Raw genomic sequence first — 19,429 nt, 5'->3', positions numbered from 1 at the left:
AGGCAAAGCTGGAATGAGTTTTTCTTCATTTACATAAGTTTCAATAAGTTCAGCATAGCCTGTCTTTTTTGCTTTTTCTACTAAGTAATAAGTCGCCATTAACATTTCTAAAAATATTGGGAATGACGTTTCCCTTTGTTGCATATAATCTAAATAACTGGATACGGTCTGAATGCCAAATTTATAATATTTCTCTTGTGGGTCAATTTGTATCAATTCATTTGTACAATATCCTAACCAGTGATCATGATATTTCCAGTATTTTTTCTCTATAAACATTTCAAATAACATTTTGACAGTATTCAACAATTACATTCTTAGCTATCCCACAAACATTTTTTAAATATATAAAATTTTTGTTTTTCCCTATATAATGTGCTTTAGCTTTATCATTTGTTACTAAAGATGACTCATTACTAAAGTTAAAGATATCTATCTGTATGCTATTCTTTACAAAGTCCTCACTTAATTCCTATGAATATTTAGTGCTATCAAACAAAAATAGTAGGGTGTTTGAAATTCTTTTATGCTCTTCAGCTTTACCGTTATAATACATATTCGTCAAAAATGTAAGTATGGAAATCACCAAAGAAAATCCTGACATATACTTTGCTGATTCTGGCTTAATAAGCATGAAAACCATTAATAAGATTAAAAATATAATGACTTGGGTATTTTATTATCACAACATAGCCCTTCATTTTTTACATACTTTACACGATTTAATGTATACATTAGTAAGAGAATTAACCCATTCTTATGAAGTTAAATTAGAATTAGGTTTTAAAAGAGAACTAGTAGCTAAATTAAAGTCTTCTGACAATGAAACTTTTAACAAATTAGGGAATATACTTAATAAAAACAGTCCTATTCGTACCGTAAAGTATAGAGATGAATATACTCATAACATAACTCCATACCGATTAAATAGCCATCCCGAGAAAGATGATTATGGAAATGCTTTTTTTAAAGCTAATAAACCAATGATTAATGATATTGAGGAAGCTATAAAAGACATAGAGTCAGATTTGGAAAAACTGCAAAAAAAGGCTAAGCATATTAAAACAGCACTTACCATCTTATAGTAGTTATACCATTCTAAATTCACCCAAAAACATTAAAATTTTATAGAAATGGATGATTAGTATGATAAAGAACAAATGGAAAATAGAATTATGGTTTCAGAAATTCAACTATTTTATACATAAAATCAGCAATGAGTTTGAGCCAGAAAGCATCATATTTGATAAAAATAACTTAATTAAAGGAAGATCATTACCTAATGAAACAGTTTATATTAGTTACTTCGTAAATCAACCAGATCAAATTATTGAACAACATACAGTGAAATCAAATTCAAACGGTATCTTTACTGACAATGTCCCAAATATATATCAATCAGAAATTTTTAAAAATGATAAATTATCATTTTTTATAGATAGTCAAAGTAAAATCGATATTGATGATATATCACAAGAAATCGTTGAAGAAGGCTCTTCCGTTCTCCTATCCTTAGATTTAAAAACAATAGAATCATACTTTGATGAATTCTTACTTGCCATTTCAGACAAAACAGAATTTGCTAAACAAACTGCTGAAAATGTAAGAAGACAAATAATGGGTGAGATAAATCTTAAAAAATGGGATATTCAAATTAAAATGAATAAAAACAAAGATAAATTAAATTCATCTTCAGAATTCAACAAACTTAAAAATGAAATTATAAAGAACCATCAAGACTTAACTGCAGAATCATATAATGACATTTTAATAAGTGATTTCTTAACTAAATATCTTGTATATAAAGAAAAGCAGGACTCCTATCTGGAAAAAGGCATATTAAGTCAAAATAAGTCAAACTATTTTATAAAATTAATTAATAAAAACTTAATTAAACAACGAAAAAGCGCCTCCCAATATTTTGAGATTGCAAATAGTATTAAACCGTCAACTCATAAAAATGGTTCTTTAGAACAATCTGACAATATCGATCAATTCAGACAAGCTGCTATTGGTGTTTCACTTTATTTATACGATAAAAATGACCCTTACTTTAAATTTATTCGCAGCATTGCAAATGAAAGCTTGCGCAGAAAAACAATAACTGTTGATGACATTATACAGTCAAAAGAAAAAATTGATGAATTCATGGAGGAGGAAAATCTAATCAGTTATAATGAACTCTATTATAAGACAACTATTGAAGATACATTTCATTTTACCCTATTTACTGCTATTTCAGATTTATTAGACGAACTAGTTCAAACTGTGAGTACCATAATGCAAAAAGCAACAGAGCAAGACATACTAGTATCTTTACATATAATAAGTAATCTTAAACAGGACTTAAAAAGTTGGATTGAAAAATACGATCAAAAATCACAACATATAGAAAATTTAATTAATGGCTATGCTAGAAATTCAAATCTAAAATCGGTAATTGCTGAAACCATTCAAATGAATCGCAAGCTAACTTCAACTATTGAAAGTGAACTACTTTCAACACTTGCTGACTATGACATAAGCACATTTTATAGTAGATATGGTTTGACCTCTAATCCTAACGATTTTCGTGATACATTAATGACTCAACTTATTAGTAAATTTTATGAATCACGTTTTAAAAACAGTAAAAAGCATAGAAATATTTATTTTTAATAAATTAATTGCCTATCGAATACATGTATTCGATAGGTATTTTTTCTTTTAAATCCCTTTATATCAATGTCCTAAAATTCCCCTTGAAAATTTGAAACTAAGCCTACTTGTGAGGGATTAGTATGTAATTACATCAAATTTGATGATTTTAATTATTAGGAGGAATTTTATATGAGCAAAAAAAGTTATTGCTTTCTTTTGTTAAAAAGACGCGCTTGTGGTGTTGCTTTTAATTTAGCAATTGGTAAAGATTTTACGTTTAACGATTTAAATTTGGCGTCCAACGTTACATGTTCAACTGACGTACAACAAGATGTTGGTCGCTGGTTTGCATACTTTGTAAAGAACATGCCAAATGTCCCATTTGTCATTATTGGTAAGAATAGCAACGGGAACTTAGTTTATCGTAAGACAGGACCTAATCCAATGCTTCACAAACATAACTGGAAAGGTGGTAACAACTAATGACTAACAACATCTTCGAGCAATATCCATACTGGTTAGATTCAACTGCATGGTATGAACTTATTCGAGCAAAAAACAAAAATGACGAAGATAAGATAATTCGTTTATCTAGTCCAATCATCATAGAAAACAAATTTCTCGACCCTACTACAGGGGTTGAGAAATTGACTATCACGGATGGCAAAAATATTGAACGTATTGAAACGTCAGATATTCTAACGACACAAAAGTTACCTAGACTGGTTATGTTTGGGTTCAGCATCAATGAAAAGTACATTAAATCGCTAGGTAATGCACTACAATTAATGCGTCAATCACTGCCCATTTCTACATTGTATACAGGTGTAGGTGTCTTAAGTACTGATGAAGGTACTGTCATTTCATTAGATGAACCATATCTTTCAAAAGACATCGAGCAGTCTCAGGCTGATGAAATCATTTGTGAAACAAAGTATGACTTACAACCTAAAGGTACATTTGAAGGCTGGTGGCAAATGTATCTTGATGAAGTAAAAGGAAACTTGTTACTGGAGCTTGCTGTGATATTTGGTGTTTCTTCATTAGTGACTGCGTTCTTAAAAACAAAGCATGAAGTCGAATATTTTGGCACGATATTTTCATTTATGGGGAACTCTAGTACGGGTAAATCGACTGCAGCGGCATTAGCAGTTTCAATAGCAGGTAATCCATCTAAAGGTGACCAAACATTATTCAGAGGTTGGAACGGCACCCGTAATGCAATTGAAGGATACTTAAGTAACAACTTTGGTGTTCCTATTGCCTTAGATGAATTATCAGCAGCTACCTTTAAAGATACAAATGGTTTACTTTATTCCCTAGCAGAGGGGCAAGGTCGTCTACGTGCTAATCGAGAAGGAAATGTAAAAAATCCTCACCACTTTGGATCTAGTGTGATTAGTACAGCAGAACACACAATATTCAAAGATGCTAGTGCAAATGATGGTTTGAGAGCAAGATGCATCGAAATATCTGAAGCCTTTACGACAAGCGCTGACAATGCGGACGCCATTAAAAAAGGAACATCAAAAAACTATGGACACGTAATGCCGTTAGTAGCTGAATATCTTCTAAATCGTGAATCTGAAGTAATCAAGTGGTTTCATAGAGAACACGATTGGTTCAAAACTCAGCTTAACAGTGAAACAAACAATGTAGGTATTCGAATGTTCAAACGCTATGCAACAATAACGACATCAGCAAGAATATTAGAACGTGTAATTGCAACCCCTATCGATTTGGTCGCAGTTAGAGAGTACCTAGTTAGTTATCATGTAGATTCCGTAAGTGAACGCAGTTTGGCGGCCAAAGCGATTGATAGTGTGGTTCAATTCGTGGCACGCAATCGTAGTAAGTTTGCAGAAAGTAAAAAACTCTCCATAATGACTGAAAATTATGGCCTTATTGAGCTGAAAGACGATCACATTCAAGTCAAGATGCTTAAAGATGTTTTTAAACATATGTTAGAAGAAAACCAATACCAAGATGTAAAAAATGTAATAGATAGTTTAAGAGCAGAAGGATATATCCAGATGGATTCCGATCGGATAGCTATCAAACGTAATGTCAAAGATACTCAAGGCAAAACAAAAACGATCTTGTTCTACCATCTTGTATTGCCTAGTGAGTTTGCACCTGTTCTCGGTTTAAGCTCAAATTCTGAACCATACACACCACCGCAATTTGATAATAATATAACAAATAAGGAATTACTCAACAAATTTGTTAAAGATGGTAGAGAATGGGAAGAAAAGGGCGATTTAGAACTCTAAATATAAATATCGCTACAACGCGCTATGCGTTGTAGCTCATTAAATTAATCGGAGGCATAAAAATGAAAACAAACGTCAACTTATTAAATTACACAATTGATTCAGTAGAAGTCGATGATCATCAAAAACCTATTGTCGTTAATTATATCGACAGATACTACCATATGCAACAATATGTATTAACTGAAACGGAACAGAAGCTACTAAAATTTTATCACTTGTACCCTGAATTCATAAATGAAAAAGAGATAACTGAACATATTGTTCCAAGTACACAGAGTGAACGAATAACAATGCAACATGTTATCAATTCAATATAATTTGATATTTGGAGGTTGAACCATATGGACGAATTAATCACATTACTCGCTGATTTAGTGATTGAAGAAATCAATCACTTTGATGACTAATAATAACGCCCAACACCTCACTGGTGTTGGGCTCATCTATAAATTCGTTCATAAATATATATTATCACTGTGGAAGGAGGAAACAGGATGAAACAAGCAATTGGTTACTTACGACAGAGCACTACAAAGCAACAATCCTTAGCAGCACAAAAACAAACCATCAAGGTATTAGCCGAAAAACATAATATTCAACACATTACCTTTTATAGCGATAAACAATCAGGACGTACTGATAAGCGGAATGGTTATCAACAAATTACTGAACTAATTCAACAGGGACAATGTGACGTATTATGTTGTTATAGATTAAACCGACTTCATCGCAATCTTAAAAATGCATTAAAACTCATGAAATTGTGTCAAAAATACCATGTCCATATCTTAAGCGTTCATGATGGCTATTTTGATATGGATAAAGCATTCGATCGGCTCAAACTCAATATTTTCATCAGCTTGGCCGAACTAGAATCTGATAATATAGGCGAACAAGTCAAAAATGGAATCAAAGAAAAAGCTAAACAAGGTAAAATGATTACAACACATGCACCCTTTGGGTATCACTATCATAATGGTACTTTCACAATAGACACAGTAAAAGCACAAACAATAAAAGCTGTGTTCAATTATTACCTTCAAGGCTATGGTTATAAAAAAATTGCACAATATTTGGAAGAAGATAATAAGTTAATCAACCGAAAACCATATCAAGTACGTAATATTATCCTTAACCCTAATTACTGTGGCCGCGTTATCAATCAATACGGACAATATGAAAACATGTTCCCAGCTATTGTCAGTACAACGATATACGAAGAAGCTCAAGTTACCCGAACTCAGAAACAAGTAGAACGTAAGCCGTCAGAAAATCAACTCAAACAAAAAATCAAATGTCCCTATTGTCATTCGACACTCACAAACATGACTGTCCGAAAACCAGATCATTCATTGCGTTACTATGTCTGTCCGCAAAATATGAATAACGCTCGCTTTGTTTGTAAATTTAAAGGAATCAACGCACAGGAATTAGAAACAAGTGTTTTAGCGACTTGTCAGGACTTCTTTCAAAATCAACAGCTCTATTCAAAAATAAACCATACTATTCAACAACGACTCAAAAGACAAAGAGATATAGAAACTAAAACTACACTCAATCACGAGCAGCTGATAGAAAAATTAGCCCAAGGCAAAATTGATGCAGAAACGTTCAGAGAACAAACGCAATCATTACATCAACAATCAAAACCTATATCATCAATCAGTGCGTATCAAATTCGAAAAGCTTTCCAAAACATCATTCAAGAACGTTTCACGCTAAACATGTTGTACCCCTATATTGATGAAATTAATATTTCTAAAAATAAAAGCCTCGCTGGCATCTATTTCAAAAACGAACCACTGAATATTGTAAAGCAGACTATGAAATTATCAATTGTATAATTAAAGAAAGGATAGATTATAATGGATAAAATGAAGAAAAAGCTTGTAGGAGGCTACATTCGCGTGTCCACAGAGAGACAAGTAGAGGGTTATAGCATCGAGGGGCAAATTACACAAATAGAGCAATATTGCCAATTTAACGGCTATGAACTCGTTGATATATATGCAGATCGGGGTATATCAGGAAAATCTATGAACCGTCCTGAATTACAGCGCATGTTAAATGATGCTAAAAATGGAAAATTAGACTGTGTTATGGTTTATAAAACAAATCGTTTGGCACGTAATACTTCCGATTTACTTACAATCGTCGAAGAACTTCATCGCCAAAATGTTGAATTTTTTAGCTTGTCTGAACGCATGGAAGTCAAAAATTCAACAGGCAAGTTAATGCTCCAGATACTTGCAAGTTTTTCCGAATTTGAAAGAAATACAATTTTAGAGAACATTTACACCGGACAACATCAAAGAGCTTTAGAGGGCTATTATCAAGGCAATCTTCCATTAGGATATAATAACATACCTGATAATAAAAAAGAATTAATTATTAATCAACATGAAGCTAACATCGTTAAATATATCTTTGAATCTTATGCCAAAGGTCATGGTTATCGTAAAATAGCCAATGCACTCAATCATAAAGGTTATGTCACTAAGAAAGGTAATCCATTTAGTATTTCAGCTGTTACTTATATTCTCTCAAACCCATTCTATATTGGTAAAATTCAATTCGCGAAATACAAAGATTGGAATGATAAACGACGTAAAGGCTTGAATGATAATCCAGTGATCGCTGAAGGCAAACACACACCTATTATTAGTCAAGATTTATGGGATAAAGTACAAGCACGTAAGAAGCAAGTAAGCAAAAAGCCACAAGTGCATGGTAAAGGAACAAATCTTTTGACAGGAATAATTTTTTGCGAAAAATGTGGTGCGGCATATGCAGCTTCAAATACAACCAATACACTCAAAGACGGTACTAAAAAACGCATTCGGTATTATTCATGTAGTAACTTTCGCAACAAAGGATCAAAGGTATGTTCAGCCAATAGTGTTAGAGCTGATGTTATCGAAAAGTATGTTATGGATCAAATACTCGAAATAGTCAAAAGTGATAAAGTTATCAAACAAGTTGTCGAACGTGTCAATCAAGAGAATCAAGTCGATGTAGCTGCACTTAACCATGATATTGCTTATAAACAACAACAATTTGATGAAATAAACGCTAAATTAAAAAATCTAATTCAAACCATCGAAGACAATCCAGACTTAACATCTGCACTCAAACCAACCATTCATCAATATGAAACACAACTGAATGATATTACAAACCAAATTAATCAACTAAAGCAGCAACAAAATCAAGAGAAACCATCTTATGATACGAAACAAATCGCTCTCCTATTACAACGAATATTTCAAAACATAGAATCCATGGATAAATCACAACTCAAAGCATTATACCTTACGGTCATTGATCGTATCGATATTCGTAAAGATGGGAATCATAAAAAGCAATTCTATGTCACACTCAAGCTCAATAATGAGATTATTAAACAACTTTTCAATAATACCTCTCTCGACGAAGTGCTCCTCAGCACTTCGTCTTTATTTTTACCTCAAACGCTCTTTCTTCAAATCTAATATCTATGTACTGTCCTTTCGTCATTCAATAACACCTATCTAATAAACATCTTCAGCATCCTAAGCAGTCATAACTCAATGTGAAGCTTATATTGATATGACGAAAGAACATCCCAAAACAAAATACAAGTGGGATAGTAACGGGATTGGCTAACTTCATGTAGGAGAAGGATTACGCAAGCGTAATCCCAAAATCCCGTTATTATTTATAAATAAATAATATAAAAAGAAAAAAGTAAATCATAACCACACCTACAAATCCAAATGATATATAAATATATAGCTATATTTCCCGAGAAATGAGCGGGATAACGGGATTTCCTTGTCATATCAACAATTGTGATGATTTTCGATTGGGATATTCTCTGTATTTCAGTGGGATTTCTAAGCGAAACAAACATTATTTCAAACTTATATTATCAAAATGATGTATCACATGCATACATCTATCAAACACATTAGGAGGTCATAACAATGACACTAGAACAACAACTCAAGCACTATATAACCAACTTATTCAAACTGCCAAAAGATGAAAAGTGGGAATGTGAATCTATCGAGGAAATCGCTGATGATATCTTACCTGACCAATATGTAAGGCTTGGGCCACTCAGTAATAAAATACTTCAAACCTATACCTACTACTCTGATACACTTCACGAAAGTAATATCTACCCTTTCATTCTCTACTATCAGAAACAGCTCATAGCCATTGGTTATATTGATGAAAACCACGATATGGATTTCTTATATCTACACAACTCGGTCATGCCCCTTTTAGATCAACGATACTTACTAACAGGAGGACAATAATATGCATAAATATATCAAAATTACACAATTAGCAATCACTATCCTAAGCGAAATCATTACATGGATGAAAGAATCAGAACGAAAGGAGATCTCTTATGAATAGATATATCACTCGTGGTATTGCCAATAGCTTACCTATCATCTTACAAAAACAATTATGGCAACTTGTAGCACGACGAGAAAAAACACAATCAAAAGGCAAGGAATCATTGGATTATTTTCATATATTCCAATTCAATATGCACAATAACCAACTATATATCAAACACAAACAAGAACGTCCTGAGTATGTCAAAACGCATAAGGCAAATGTCAAACAGTCTATCGATATCAATAAGGTCTACATTATCCGAGAAGATGATGTAGACCTTTCTTATTACGTCATGTTATTACCAGAAGAATACTAGAGGAGTGAATATTACATGAAAACAATAAAAAATACATTAGAAACTGAAGCCATATTCAGTGATGACCAACAACATCGCTATCTACTTAAGAAAACATGGGACAGTGAAAAACAAACACTTACAATCATTACAATGTATCCAAATTTTATGGGCCTTCTTCGTATAGACTTAACAACTCAGCTCATTATGAACAAAGTTTCAGAAATGGATGCATTTGGCTCAATCAATTTTGTGAATCTATATTCCAATATTACAACACCCCTCAATCTCAAACATCTAGAAAACGCCTATGATAATCATACCGATATTCAAATTATGAAGGCAGTGAAAGAATCGGATGAAGTAATATTAGCCTGGGGTGCTTACGCTAAAAAGCCCGTTGTTGAAGCACGTGTCAATGAAGTATTAGAGATGTTGAAACCACATAAGACGAAAGTGAAACAACTCATGAACCCAGTAACCAATGAAATTATGCACCCCCTTAATCCAAAAGCAAGACAGAAATGGACTTTGAAAGCATAACCCATATATGGAGGTAAACGATGAAAGAAATCAATATTGTTTCACTACAAATGATAAAAACAGATACATTAAATTATCTAAAAAATCGTATTTCAAACCCTGGGGATGCGACAGAAATTATGCGTTCATTCATTGGAAACAGTGATCGAGAACATCTCATACTTATATGTATGAATAGTAAAAACGAAACTACACATATTCAAACACTATCGATAGGTTCTATTAACCAAACAGTGATTCACCCCAGAGAAACATTCAAAACAGCGATGCTCAGTAACGCCAACAGTATTATGCTAGGACATAACCATCCAAGTGGAGATGTAACACCCTCTCCTGAAGATATCAATATGACCGAACGATTAATGCTCATCAGTGAAATGATGGGCATTTTATTTTATGACCATGTTATTTTCTCAAATAGTAACGCCTATTCCATTAGAAAACATAATTTAAAAGTAGAGGTATAGCCGTATTTTGTCATTACCGCTATTTCTTCACTTATCAATATTTATAAAATCTCTTTATATCAATGTATTTATCTAAAAAATATTTTTCACAACTTTTATTAAATATACGGAGGATTGACTTATTGTGACAAACCTATTTTGTAATGTATAACTTAAAGGAGGTGACATATTGGATCGTGCATTTCGAATATTAACAATATACCATCGTTTACTACAGAATAAATCCGTCAACAAACAATCACTTACATTAGAACTCTATACGAGTCCTAGGACGATACAAAGAGATATCGACGATACCAGAAACTTCTTATATGAAAGTAAATCGTGGATCAGTACACCTAAAGCAATCACGTACGATTATAAATCAGAAAGTTATAAGCTCGAACAAGATAAGCATGAAAATATGCATTTTATGTATGATATTTTGACTGCTTTATACCTGACGACACCCAAATTAAGTCATTACTTTTATCAATATCTTAAATTATTAATCATCAAACATCATTCAGGTCATCGAACTACATTACTAAAATATCTTGACCGCTTTGAAATTGATAAAAATCAAACAGGTATTTTGCCAGCATCATTAGTTGTTCGCGCAATGAATGAAATTTATATAGATGATATTAATCAAATGAATCTGAGTTTGTCTGAAAAATCCGTGGATATACAAGAAAAATCAAAGTTACAAACCTATATCACGTTTTAAATCGGTAAAGATGTGTGGTCAAAAATGCATCGATTTTATCAAATTCATGTAATAGAAAAATATGATGCACATTATCTTATTGTCACTTTCAAGATGACAAGAGTCGAAGCTATTCAACTCCGTTTTATATATCAATCCAATATACGTATCATTTCACCCCCTGATTTAAGAGAACAAGTGATTGATGAATTACTTTTACTACAATTAACATATTTAAAACAACAAGTTCAAAAGTAAACCAAGCAGACAATGTTTTACAAATAATATTAATTATAATGAAAGGAATGATAATCATGAGTAACATCATAAAAACGATAGGCAAAGGCATTGGAAAAGGTGTCGGTGCAGCAGCAGGTCTAGGTATTTTAGGTTCTTATTTCAAAAAAACTTTCACAATAAAAGGACCACTAGGTAAAGAAATAACAAGAATTATAGAAAATCACTTTAGTGAACCTGTAGAAATCAAAGCATAATATAGAGGTAACCATTTTCAAAGACACATTGATTTCAAAATATGTCCTTTTTTAATTATTGTAGAATAAATATAGAAAAGCGTAGCAAAATAGATTAATATAAGGGCCTGGATATAAATTCCAGGCCCTTATATTACTTGTTACAGCAATTGTTATTATCTTCTTGCTCTTTTTCATCTTTTTCTTTTTTTTCGTTCTTTTCCTCAATTTCTACCGAACAACATGACTGTTCTTGAGGTTTTATTTTTTTTAATGCGTCTTTAATACCCATTATTTCACCTCCTTTAAATAATGATATTCACAATCAAACCTGTAGCAATGGCTACAATTAAAATTGCAATAATGAATGATATTACAAATTTTTTCTTGAATAGCTTAGATAGCAATACGACCTCTGGAATACTTGCGCCAGCACCACCAATTATTAATGCAACTACTGTTCCTAGCGACATACCTTTTGATACTAATGCTTCGGCTATAGGTAACATTGTTTCTGGTCTGATATACATAGGGATACCGATAACAGAAGCAATAAACACCGATATAAAACCATCACCACTTGCATACTTAGTTATAAATTCTTCAGGTATGAATCCATATATAAAGGCACCAATAAATACACCAATAAATAGATAAGGTAACATTGGGTATAAAAATGCCCACGCATCGTTTAATGCTTGTTTAAAACGAGATCCTGTTTTATTAGCAAAAAAGCCATCACCTTTAACATTGACCCCTTTATAACTTTCAGCTAAATTCATTTTTGAAAATACTAAACCTGTTAAAATACTGAAAATTGCTAGTACTACAAAATAAACAATGGCTACTTTCCATCCTAATAAAGCCCATAACATAAATATCATTAATGGGTTCATTAATGGTGAAGCAATCAAAAAACTCATAGCCGGACCAAAAGGAACTTTGGAATTTAATAGACCTGCAAGTATTGGAATAGTTGAACAAGAACAAAATGGTGTAACAGCACCAAACACCATACCTAATATGTAATTGACAGCTTTATTAGGTTTGCTCAAAAGCTTTTTAATTTTTTCTTCTGAAACAACTTGTTGAATCAGACTTACTATAAAACTCACTACTATAAATAGTAATAATAATTCAAAAAATAACATCAGAAATGTTTTTATGAATTCCATAATTGAATCTATCATTAGTATAACGCCTCCGAATTCATTTAATCAACTTTTCTTGATGTATTAATCAAAAAAATTTGATTAATTCTATGTTATAAAGAAGATACTTAAAGTATCTTACAGCAAGTATCTTCATTTAAAACCACCTGTATTTGTTGCTCATTAATTTTATAATAATTCCATGTGCCATGCTTTTCAGCAATAAGAATATTTGCATCTACTAATTTTTTTAAATGATAGGAAAGTTTAGATTGTTTTAACGCTAATAATTCTTCTAGATCACAAACACATAAAGATTTTGAATCGCTTTGACGTATTGATTGTAGAATTTTAAGCCTGATTTTATCAGCTAGCGCATTAAACATCTGTTCATAAAAGTCTAATTTTTCTTCCTCACTTCTATTAGGACTGGACTTAATAATTTCCATTAAATAATCACCTCTCTTATATATAGATATTTCTATTTTTGTTTGAGTTCTTGTATTGCTTGATTAAAATGAGTTTCTGTTATTTTACCCTACATGTCAGGTTCTCCTTTAAAGAATTCATTTTTCATATATGATATAGCTTCTTTTAAAGAAACTTCTCTTGATATCATAATTAGATTTAAGTAGCTAACAAAATAATCAACAGATAATGTACCTGCATGATTTATTCTCATAAAATCGAACTCCTTTATAAAATACTAAAATGATACATCAATTTTTTTTGATGTATTAAATATAAATTATTATTTCAACTTTTGCAAGATAATAAAACTAGTTATTTAGGACGCATTCTAATCTAATACTAAAATTAGTCAAAAAACTACATAGACATAAAACTATATAGATGTTAATCTATGTAATGAAAAGGAGGTATTATTTATGTCTTATAAAGAATTATCAGCAATATTAAAAGTTTTATCAGATCCAAGCAGGTTAGAAATATTAGATTTACTTTCTTGTGGTGAGCTATGCGCTTGTGACTTATTAGAACACTTTCAATTCTCACAACCTACACTAAGTCATCATATGAAGTCATTAGTAGATAACGAATTAGTTACAACACGAAAAGACGGCAACAAACATTGGTATCAACTTAATCATGCTATTTTAGATGATATTATTCAAAACTTAAACATCATTAATACATCTAATCAAAGATGTGTATGTAAAAATGTGAAATCAGGTGACTGTTGATGACCATTTTAGCAATTATAATCTTCTTGTTAACTTTAATCTTTGTGATATGGCAACCAAAAGGTTTAGATATTGGTATCACAGCTTTAATTGGAGCTATCGTTGCTATCATTACGGGAGTCGTAAGTTTTTCCGATGTATTAGAAGTAACCGGTATTGTTTGGAATGCAACTTTAACTTTTGTAGCTGTTATTCTAATTTCATTAATATTAGATGAAATTGGTTTTTTTGAATGGTCTGCAATACATATGGTCAAGGCTTCAAACGGTAATGGCTTAAAAATGTTTGTTTTTATTATGTTACTTGGGGCAATTGTAGCAGCATTTTTCGCAAATGATGGTGCGGCTTTAATCTTAACTCCTATTGTATTAGCGATGGTAAGAAATCTAGGGTTTAATAAAAAAGTTATTTTCCCATTCATCATTGCCAGTGGCTTTATCGCTGATACTACATCACTACCCTTAATTGTAAGTAACTTAGTTAATATCGTTTCTGCAGATTACTTCGATATTGGATTTATTGAATATTTTAGTCGAATGATTATTCCTAATATATTCTCTCTGATTGCTAGTATTCTCGTTTTATGGTTATATTTCAGAAAATCTATACCTAAAACGTTCGATACAGAAAATCTTTCACATCCTAAAAATGCAATTAAAGATTCTAAATTATTTAAGATTTCATGGATTGTATTAGCAATACTACTTGTGGGTTATCTTGTTAGTGAGTTTATACAAATACCTGTATCAATCATTGCTGGTATTATTGCTATTATCTTTGTACTGTTAGCTCGCAATTCCGAAGCTGTGCATACGAAACAAGTAATTAAAGGTGCACCATGGAATATTGTCCTATTTTCAATTGGTATGTATTTAGTCGTATTCGGCTTGAAAAACGTAGGCATCACCACAATTTTAGCTGATGCATTATCCAATATTTCAAGTTATGGACTATTCAGTAGTGTTATGGGCATGGGCTTTATATCTGCTTTGTTATCATCAATTATGAATAATATGCCTACAGTTTTAATAGATGCAATTGCTATCGGACAATCGAATGTAGTTGGAACAATTAAAGAAGGTATGGTTTATGCGAATGTCATAGGTTCTGATTTAGGACCTAAAATAACACCGATTGGTTCTTTAGCAACATTATTGTGGCTACATGTCTTAACACAAAAAGGTGTGAAAATTTCGTGGGGAACATACTTTAAAACTGGAATTATCATTACTATTCCGGTCCTATTTGTAACACTCTTAGGTTTATACCTTACACTAATCATATTTTAAGAAAAGAGGCTTTAATTATGGATAAGAAAACAATTTATTTTATATGTACAGGAAACTCTTGTCGTAGCCAAATGGCTGAAGGTTGGGGAAAAGAAATATTGGGTGAAGATTGGAATGTCTATTCTGCTGGTATTGAAACACATGGTGTTAATCCTAAAGCAATAGAAGCTATGAAAGAAGTAGATATTGATATCTCAAACCATACATCAGATTTGATTGATGGTGATATCTTAGAACAGTCAGATTTGGTCGTAACATTATGTAGTGATGCAGACGATAATTGCCCTATATTATCACCTAATGTTAAAAAAGAACACTGGGGCTTTGATGATCCAGCAGGAAAAGAATGGCCAGAATTTCAACGTGTTAGAGATGAAATTGGAAAAAGAATACAAGAATTCAAAGAAACGCTCGTTTAATGTGAGCGTTTCTTTATATTTAAGTCATACATTTTATTAATAATGATTTCATTTCTATATCTTTGATATAATAGTATGCCATTTTCCCATCCTTGTAAAAATTCAGCACGTCTCTTTTATACAGGACTCTCAAATGATGTGATGTTGAAGCTATACTCAAACCTAATGTTATAGATAAGTCACAAACACATAATTCTTTCTCTTTAATTAGAGCTAATATAATTTTCAGCTTATTCTCATCACTTATCTTTAATAATGTATTGATAAGTCGTTGAGTTTTTTCTTCTTTTAAAAATCTTAAAGCATAATTCACTTTTTCCTCATGAACACAAATGACGTCACAAATTTTATTGTTACTCATATTAAGTCACACCTTAATTTATAATATAAATCCTAATATTGTTTGTATGGTTTCATTTTCAATAATAATAAATAAGCCCAATGCTATGTAAATAACAGCCATAATCCAACGACTGAATTTCTCAACAATTTCACCCACACCAGGAATTCTAGCTAGTTTTTGTGCTGTGAATACTAAAAAGAAAATTAAAACTAAAAATACAATTAAGGTAGTCAGTAATTCAATAATATCCAATGCTACAAAATAAGGGACAAATAAACCAATATTATCTGCACCACAACTTGCAATTGTCACTAAAGAAACAGTTCCTACTAATTTGGACAAACCTTTTTCGTTTAATTCTTTTTTTGCTCTTTTTTCACCTTCACAATCATCATAAATAGCAACTTTTATACCTAAGTAGATGGGGATCAAACCTAATAAACCTAATATCCATTTCTCTGGAACATAATTTAACACAAAAGCTAAAAATAAACTGACTAATATGAGGATAATCGATCCTAAATATTGACCTATATAAATATCCCTATATTCTTTTCTAGTCTTTGCTCTAGCAAAAAATATTAATAAAATCACTAATAAATCTACCGCAGTTGCAATATAAAGTATTGCCGCAGTTATAATAGTCTGAACCATAGAGCACCTCATTCAAATATACATTTGAATGAATTGTATCATATATTGCATATCTTATGAATAATAAATATTAGAACCGAAAAGTGACACTTTAACTGATAGTAAGGGGCTGTGTACATACGAGTGATTTATAGATTCTTTGAGAATACGACTTAAAGCGATTTTAATTTGTCAATTCATTGCATTTTGTTTTTTTAACAATTTCACCAATAAGAAGAACCTTATAAAAACCGCATCATTTATGATATGCTTCGCCCCTCATTATCTTAAATGCTCGATAAACTTGTTCTATCAGCACGACGCGCATCATTTGGTGGGGGAAGGTCATTTTGCTAAATGACAGGCTGTAGTTACTTCTATTTAGGACGTCTTGGTGTAGGCCATGGGATCCGCCGATAACAAATACAAAGTCGCTTTGGCCTTGGGTCATGCGACGTTCTATTTCTTTAGCTAGGCCTTCTGATGTCAGCATGTTGCCTTTAATCTCTAGTGTGATGACGGTGGCTTGATCTTTGATTTTGCTAAGTAGGCGTTGGCCTTCTTTGGCTTTTACTTGTTCAATTTCTTTGTCGCTCATGTTTTCAGGGGCTTTTTCGTCGGCCACTTCAATGACTTCTATCTTAGTGTAGGCGCCGAGGCGTTTTTCGTATTCTGCGATGGCTTGTTTCCAATATTTTTCTTTCAGTTTGCCTACGGTCAGTATTGTTATCTTCATAATATCCTCCAAATCTATTGAATAAACACAAGTTATTAGACTTATCCACAAGTTATACACTTATTCACACATCTCCGTCTAATTATACCATTATTGAATAAACATACTTTACACATTTTACAATTTTTTAATGATTGTTCTGGGGATAACTTGTGTATTTGTGGATAACCCTGTGCATAATGTGGGTATTTCTCTGTGAATTGTGCACAACTCTGGATAACTATGTACAAAACAGTGGATAACTTCGTGGTTGTCTTACATAGTTATACACAAAGATTTACAATTCCTTAATAGCCTATTACAAAGCATCTTATAAAATTTGTTTCTTTGTATTATAAAATTATGACTAACTTATCAATTTCATACTAAAATAGTTCTATCACTAAATTAATATAATGCTTTATTTTTATTATATTGTACCTTGTTTATAATTTAAATTATGATATTAAAAAAGCTGAGACATCCCATTATGTCCCAGCTTCATTTTTATATTGCCCTCGCAGCCAACTCCAACCAACCGGTATCTTCATCTCACTACTATAAGGTATAAATTGGTGTTGCTTCTGCCTTATCTGTATCGCATAGTACAACTTCACGATCTGTATCGATATCGTGTTCGTTCAATACTTGTGCAACGCTCATGCGTGCTAAGTCTTTCATATTATTATCTTGTGATAAATGTGATAAATAGATGCGTTTCGTACTTCCTGTGATTACGTCGGTCATGGCATGTCCTGCATCTTCATTCGACACGTGTCCCATATCGCCTAAAATACGTTGTTTTGTTTTCCAAGGATAACGGCACATACGTAACATATCTACATCGTGATTGCTTTCGAACATAAATGCATCGCTGCCTTGAATCATGCCTTTCATGCGGTCTGACACGTAGCCTGTATCTGTTAAAATAGTAAATTTCTTATAATTGTTATGGAAAATGTAAAATTGAGGGTCAATCGCATCGTGAGACACATTAAATGACTCTATATCAAATCCTGCAATAGATTGTGTATCGTATGGGTTAAAAATAAATTTCTGTTCCATAGGAATTTTACTGTCTTTCTTATCTATTGCCGTCCAAGTTTTTTCGTTGGCATAAATTGGTAATTTATACTTACGTGCTAACACCCCTAGACCTTTTATGTGGTCGATGTGTTCATGTGTAACAAGTATGCCATTTAAATCTTCTATTTTTTTGTCTATTTGTCCAAATAGTTCTTCCATTTTTTTACCAGTTAGACCTACGTCTACAAGTAAACTACCTTTATCACTTTCCACATAAGTGGCATTTCCTGTACTACCACTCGCTAATACACTCATTCGTATCAAGCGATTTCACCCTTTCTAATCTCTAAACTACTACATTTTTTAATTTCTACACTACGTGCAATCTTACTGCACTGTTCCTGTAGTCTTCCCTTTTAAACGTACATATCGTACAACCGCTTCGACTGTTAACATTCCACGGCTACCGTATGTGATTCTTGTATATCTATAAGTTCCCAGTATTAATATTAATCCGTTCTTTAAAAACACTATTACATTATACTATAACAATTTACTTTATGCCTATACAATAACTACACTTTTGTAATTAATGTTTTTTCAAAACTGCGCTACTTATTCACAAAAAAAGCTAAGACATCCAAAGATATCTTAGCCTCTAATATTTTAATCGACTCATGACCACATCAAAATTCCCTTTTCCAAAAACACAAAACCTTAATTTCTGTCGCTATCAAATCTTATGTTATAGATGTATACTCATAACTTTTATTTGTACATACTTATTTTGCATCTTCAAAATTGTATTCATCAGTATAACAGATTTACAGCTGTTGGATTAAACATTGCTACAGCCATAAACATCATGTACTCC

25 protein-coding genes and 1 pseudogene are annotated in these 19,429 nt (G+C 32.0%); 17 read left to right on the top strand and 9 right to left on the bottom strand.

The window, feature by feature from the left end:
- Positions 1–3 precede the first annotated feature (3 nt).
- Positions 4–306: pseudogene (locus ISP08_RS12820) on the bottom strand (poly(glycerol-phosphate) alpha-glucosyltransferase); the annotation flags it as partial.
- A 269-nt stretch (positions 307–575) separates the two neighbouring features.
- Here ISP08_RS12820 and ISP08_RS00260 point away from each other — a divergent pair.
- The 14 genes from ISP08_RS00260 (at position 576) to ISP08_RS00200 (ending at position 11,798) form a co-directional block, all read left to right on the top strand.
- A complete protein-coding gene (locus ISP08_RS00260; protein WP_230623012.1) occupies positions 576–1,085 on the top strand; it encodes a Cthe_2314 family HEPN domain-containing protein in 510 nt (169 codons plus the stop codon).
- 61 nt (positions 1,086–1,146) lie between these two features.
- Entirely contained in the window at positions 1,147–2,658 is a 1,512-nt protein-coding gene (locus ISP08_RS00255; protein WP_046207801.1) for a hypothetical protein, read from the top strand.
- A gap of 171 nt (positions 2,659–2,829) precedes the next feature.
- Positions 2,830–3,123: a cassette chromosome ssDNA-binding protein gene (gene ssb / locus ISP08_RS00250; protein ID WP_031863540.1), complete on the top strand. Its 294-nt coding sequence runs from the start codon at positions 2,830–2,832 to the stop codon at positions 3,121–3,123.
- Positions 3,123–4,913 carry a cassette chromosome replicative helicase gene (gene cch1, locus ISP08_RS00245; RefSeq protein WP_196931176.1) on the top strand — a complete coding sequence of 597 codons (1,791 nt, stop codon included), beginning with the start codon at positions 3,123–3,125 and terminating at the stop codon, positions 4,911–4,913. Before ssb ends, cch1 begins: the two co-directional genes overlap by 1 nt.
- Before the next feature lie 62 nt (positions 4,914–4,975).
- Positions 4,976–5,233, top strand: a complete 258-nt coding sequence (locus ISP08_RS00240) for a hypothetical protein (RefSeq protein ID WP_058332293.1) — start codon at positions 4,976–4,978, stop codon at positions 5,231–5,233.
- Positions 5,234–5,410: 177 nt separating this feature from the next.
- Complete coding sequence (gene ccrA, locus ISP08_RS00235; RefSeq protein ID WP_196931175.1) at positions 5,411–6,760, top strand: cassette chromosome recombinase CcrA; 1,350 nt, start codon at positions 5,411–5,413, stop codon at positions 6,758–6,760.
- A 21-nt stretch (positions 6,761–6,781) separates the two neighbouring features.
- Positions 6,782–8,407, top strand: a complete 1,626-nt coding sequence (gene ccrB / locus ISP08_RS00230; RefSeq protein ID WP_196931174.1) for a cassette chromosome recombinase CcrB — start codon at positions 6,782–6,784, stop codon at positions 8,405–8,407.
- 474 nt (positions 8,408–8,881) lie between these two features.
- Positions 8,882–9,220: an SAUGI family uracil-DNA glycosylase inhibitor gene (locus tag ISP08_RS00225; RefSeq protein WP_196931173.1), complete on the top strand. Its 339-nt coding sequence runs from the start codon at positions 8,882–8,884 to the stop codon at positions 9,218–9,220.
- 95 nt (positions 9,221–9,315) lie between these two features.
- Positions 9,316–9,627, top strand: a complete 312-nt coding sequence (locus ISP08_RS00220; protein ID WP_196931172.1) for a DUF960 family protein — start codon at positions 9,316–9,318, stop codon at positions 9,625–9,627.
- A gap of 15 nt (positions 9,628–9,642) precedes the next feature.
- The gene (locus ISP08_RS00215; protein WP_069995840.1) at positions 9,643–10,149 is read left to right on the top strand and encodes a DUF1643 domain-containing protein; all 507 of its coding nucleotides are present in this window, start codon (positions 9,643–9,645) and stop codon (positions 10,147–10,149) included.
- 20 nt (positions 10,150–10,169) lie between these two features.
- Positions 10,170–10,616 (top strand): JAB domain-containing protein, encoded by a 447-nt coding sequence (locus ISP08_RS00210; RefSeq protein WP_196931171.1) that lies wholly within the window; start codon positions 10,170–10,172, stop codon positions 10,614–10,616.
- Positions 10,617–10,785: 169 nt separating this feature from the next.
- Complete coding sequence (locus ISP08_RS00205; RefSeq protein ID WP_231740043.1) at positions 10,786–11,325, top strand: hypothetical protein; 540 nt, start codon at positions 10,786–10,788, stop codon at positions 11,323–11,325.
- 24 nt (positions 11,326–11,349) lie between these two features.
- Positions 11,350–11,562 carry a hypothetical protein gene (locus ISP08_RS12815; RefSeq protein WP_229347794.1) on the top strand — a complete coding sequence of 71 codons (213 nt, stop codon included), beginning with the start codon at positions 11,350–11,352 and terminating at the stop codon, positions 11,560–11,562.
- Positions 11,563–11,618: 56 nt separating this feature from the next.
- The gene (locus ISP08_RS00200; protein WP_196931193.1) at positions 11,619–11,798 is read left to right on the top strand and encodes a hypothetical protein; all 180 of its coding nucleotides are present in this window, start codon (positions 11,619–11,621) and stop codon (positions 11,796–11,798) included.
- 133 nt (positions 11,799–11,931) lie between these two features.
- On the opposite strand, the gene ISP08_RS00195 is transcribed toward ISP08_RS00200, so the two are convergent.
- The 4 genes from ISP08_RS00195 to ISP08_RS00180 all read right to left on the bottom strand — a co-directional run bounded on the left by ISP08_RS00195 (position 11,932) and on the right by ISP08_RS00180 (position 13,610).
- Positions 11,932–12,069, bottom strand: coding sequence for a hypothetical protein (locus tag ISP08_RS00195; RefSeq protein WP_107529391.1), 138 nt, complete (start codon positions 12,067–12,069; stop codon positions 11,932–11,934).
- A gap of 13 nt (positions 12,070–12,082) precedes the next feature.
- Positions 12,083–12,967, bottom strand: a complete 885-nt coding sequence (locus ISP08_RS00190) for a permease (RefSeq protein ID WP_065865874.1) — start codon at positions 12,965–12,967, stop codon at positions 12,083–12,085.
- 89 nt (positions 12,968–13,056) lie between these two features.
- Entirely contained in the window at positions 13,057–13,377 is a 321-nt protein-coding gene (locus ISP08_RS00185) for an ArsR/SmtB family transcription factor (protein ID WP_065865873.1), read from the bottom strand.
- Between the two features lie 89 nt (positions 13,378–13,466).
- Positions 13,467–13,610: a hypothetical protein gene (locus ISP08_RS00180; RefSeq protein ID WP_196931170.1), complete on the bottom strand. Its 144-nt coding sequence runs from the start codon at positions 13,608–13,610 to the stop codon at positions 13,467–13,469.
- A gap of 205 nt (positions 13,611–13,815) precedes the next feature.
- Between ISP08_RS00180 and arsR the strand changes: the two genes are divergently transcribed.
- From arsR to arsC, 3 genes are read left to right on the top strand one after another with little or no spacing between them, the layout of a single operon-like run.
- A complete protein-coding gene (gene arsR, locus ISP08_RS00175) occupies positions 13,816–14,130 on the top strand; it encodes an As(III)-sensing metalloregulatory transcriptional repressor ArsR (protein ID WP_065865872.1) in 315 nt (104 codons plus the stop codon).
- Positions 14,127–15,419 carry an arsenite efflux transporter membrane subunit ArsB gene (arsB, locus tag ISP08_RS00170; RefSeq protein ID WP_196931169.1) on the top strand — a complete coding sequence of 431 codons (1,293 nt, stop codon included), beginning with the start codon at positions 14,127–14,129 and terminating at the stop codon, positions 15,417–15,419. The genes arsR and arsB overlap by 4 nt, the downstream gene beginning before the upstream one ends.
- Positions 15,420–15,436: 17 nt before the next feature.
- Positions 15,437–15,838, top strand: a complete 402-nt coding sequence (arsC, locus tag ISP08_RS00165) for an arsenate reductase (thioredoxin) (RefSeq protein ID WP_037538721.1) — start codon at positions 15,437–15,439, stop codon at positions 15,836–15,838.
- Between the two features lie 19 nt (positions 15,839–15,857).
- Here the strand turns inward: arsC and ISP08_RS00160 are convergent, their stop codons facing one another.
- The 4 genes from ISP08_RS00160 to ISP08_RS00145 form a co-directional block, all read right to left on the bottom strand.
- Positions 15,858–16,199 (bottom strand): ArsR/SmtB family transcription factor, encoded by a 342-nt coding sequence (locus tag ISP08_RS00160; protein ID WP_115347145.1) that lies wholly within the window; start codon positions 16,197–16,199, stop codon positions 15,858–15,860.
- A gap of 18 nt (positions 16,200–16,217) precedes the next feature.
- The gene (locus ISP08_RS00155; RefSeq protein ID WP_049426239.1) at positions 16,218–16,835 is read right to left on the bottom strand and encodes a CadD family cadmium resistance transporter; all 618 of its coding nucleotides are present in this window, start codon (positions 16,833–16,835) and stop codon (positions 16,218–16,220) included.
- Positions 16,836–17,070: 235 nt separating this feature from the next.
- Complete coding sequence (gene rlmH / locus ISP08_RS00150) at positions 17,071–17,550, bottom strand: 23S rRNA (pseudouridine(1915)-N(3))-methyltransferase RlmH (RefSeq protein WP_195718918.1); 480 nt, start codon at positions 17,548–17,550, stop codon at positions 17,071–17,073.
- Positions 17,551–18,087: 537 nt separating this feature from the next.
- A complete protein-coding gene (locus ISP08_RS00145; RefSeq protein WP_195719360.1) occupies positions 18,088–18,870 on the bottom strand; it encodes an MBL fold metallo-hydrolase in 783 nt (260 codons plus the stop codon).
- Between the last annotated feature and the right edge of the window lie 559 nt (positions 18,871–19,429).

Origin of the sequence: Staphylococcus lloydii (genome assembly GCF_015775975.1) — a bacterium.
Classification (GTDB): Bacteria; Bacillota; Bacilli; order Staphylococcales; family Staphylococcaceae; genus Staphylococcus; species Staphylococcus lloydii.
Note: the sequence above shows the minus strand (reverse complement) of the source record. Positions and strands in the feature narration are given on the sequence as shown.

Excerpts from the sequence above, each read along its gene's own strand:
- arsR (WP_065865872.1), top strand. The coding sequence starts at position 13,816 with ATGTCTTATAAAGAATTATCAGCAATATTAAAAGTTTTATCAGATCCA.
- ISP08_RS00260 (WP_230623012.1), top strand. The coding sequence starts at position 576 with ATGGAAATCACCAAAGAAAATCCTGACATATACTTTGCTGATTCTGGC.
- ISP08_RS00225 (WP_196931173.1), top strand. The coding sequence starts at position 8,882 with ATGACACTAGAACAACAACTCAAGCACTATATAACCAACTTATTCAAA.
- ISP08_RS00215 (WP_069995840.1), top strand. The coding sequence starts at position 9,643 with ATGAAAACAATAAAAAATACATTAGAAACTGAAGCCATATTCAGTGAT.
- ISP08_RS00190 (WP_065865874.1), bottom strand. The coding sequence starts at position 12,967 with ATGATAGATTCAATTATGGAATTCATAAAAACATTTCTGATGTTATTT.
- ISP08_RS00160 (WP_115347145.1), bottom strand. The coding sequence starts at position 16,199 with ATGAGTAACAATAAAATTTGTGACGTCATTTGTGTTCATGAGGAAAAA.
- ISP08_RS00180 (WP_196931170.1), bottom strand. The coding sequence starts at position 13,610 with ATGAGAATAAATCATGCAGGTACATTATCTGTTGATTATTTTGTTAGC.
- ISP08_RS00145 (WP_195719360.1), bottom strand. The coding sequence starts at position 18,870 with ATGAGTGTATTAGCGAGTGGTAGTACAGGAAATGCCACTTATGTGGAA.
- ssb (WP_031863540.1), top strand. The coding sequence starts at position 2,830 with ATGAGCAAAAAAAGTTATTGCTTTCTTTTGTTAAAAAGACGCGCTTGT.
- arsC (WP_037538721.1), top strand. The coding sequence starts at position 15,437 with ATGGATAAGAAAACAATTTATTTTATATGTACAGGAAACTCTTGTCGT.
- ISP08_RS00220 (WP_196931172.1), top strand. The coding sequence starts at position 9,316 with ATGAATAGATATATCACTCGTGGTATTGCCAATAGCTTACCTATCATC.
- cch1 (WP_196931176.1), top strand. The coding sequence starts at position 3,123 with ATGACTAACAACATCTTCGAGCAATATCCATACTGGTTAGATTCAACT.
- ISP08_RS00195 (WP_107529391.1), bottom strand. The coding sequence starts at position 12,069 with ATGGGTATTAAAGACGCATTAAAAAAAATAAAACCTCAAGAACAGTCA.
- ccrB (WP_196931174.1), top strand. The coding sequence starts at position 6,782 with ATGGATAAAATGAAGAAAAAGCTTGTAGGAGGCTACATTCGCGTGTCC.
- ISP08_RS00200 (WP_196931193.1), top strand. The coding sequence starts at position 11,619 with ATGAGTAACATCATAAAAACGATAGGCAAAGGCATTGGAAAAGGTGTC.
- ISP08_RS00155 (WP_049426239.1), bottom strand. The coding sequence starts at position 16,835 with ATGGTTCAGACTATTATAACTGCGGCAATACTTTATATTGCAACTGCG.
- ISP08_RS00185 (WP_065865873.1), bottom strand. The coding sequence starts at position 13,377 with ATGGAAATTATTAAGTCCAGTCCTAATAGAAGTGAGGAAGAAAAATTA.
- ccrA (WP_196931175.1), top strand. The coding sequence starts at position 5,411 with ATGAAACAAGCAATTGGTTACTTACGACAGAGCACTACAAAGCAACAA.
- ISP08_RS00240 (WP_058332293.1), top strand. The coding sequence starts at position 4,976 with ATGAAAACAAACGTCAACTTATTAAATTACACAATTGATTCAGTAGAA.
- ISP08_RS12815 (WP_229347794.1), top strand. The coding sequence starts at position 11,350 with ATGCATCGATTTTATCAAATTCATGTAATAGAAAAATATGATGCACAT.
- rlmH (WP_195718918.1), bottom strand. The coding sequence starts at position 17,550 with ATGAAGATAACAATACTGACCGTAGGCAAACTGAAAGAAAAATATTGG.
- ISP08_RS00255 (WP_046207801.1), top strand. The coding sequence starts at position 1,147 with ATGATAAAGAACAAATGGAAAATAGAATTATGGTTTCAGAAATTCAAC.
- ISP08_RS00210 (WP_196931171.1), top strand. The coding sequence starts at position 10,170 with ATGAAAGAAATCAATATTGTTTCACTACAAATGATAAAAACAGATACA.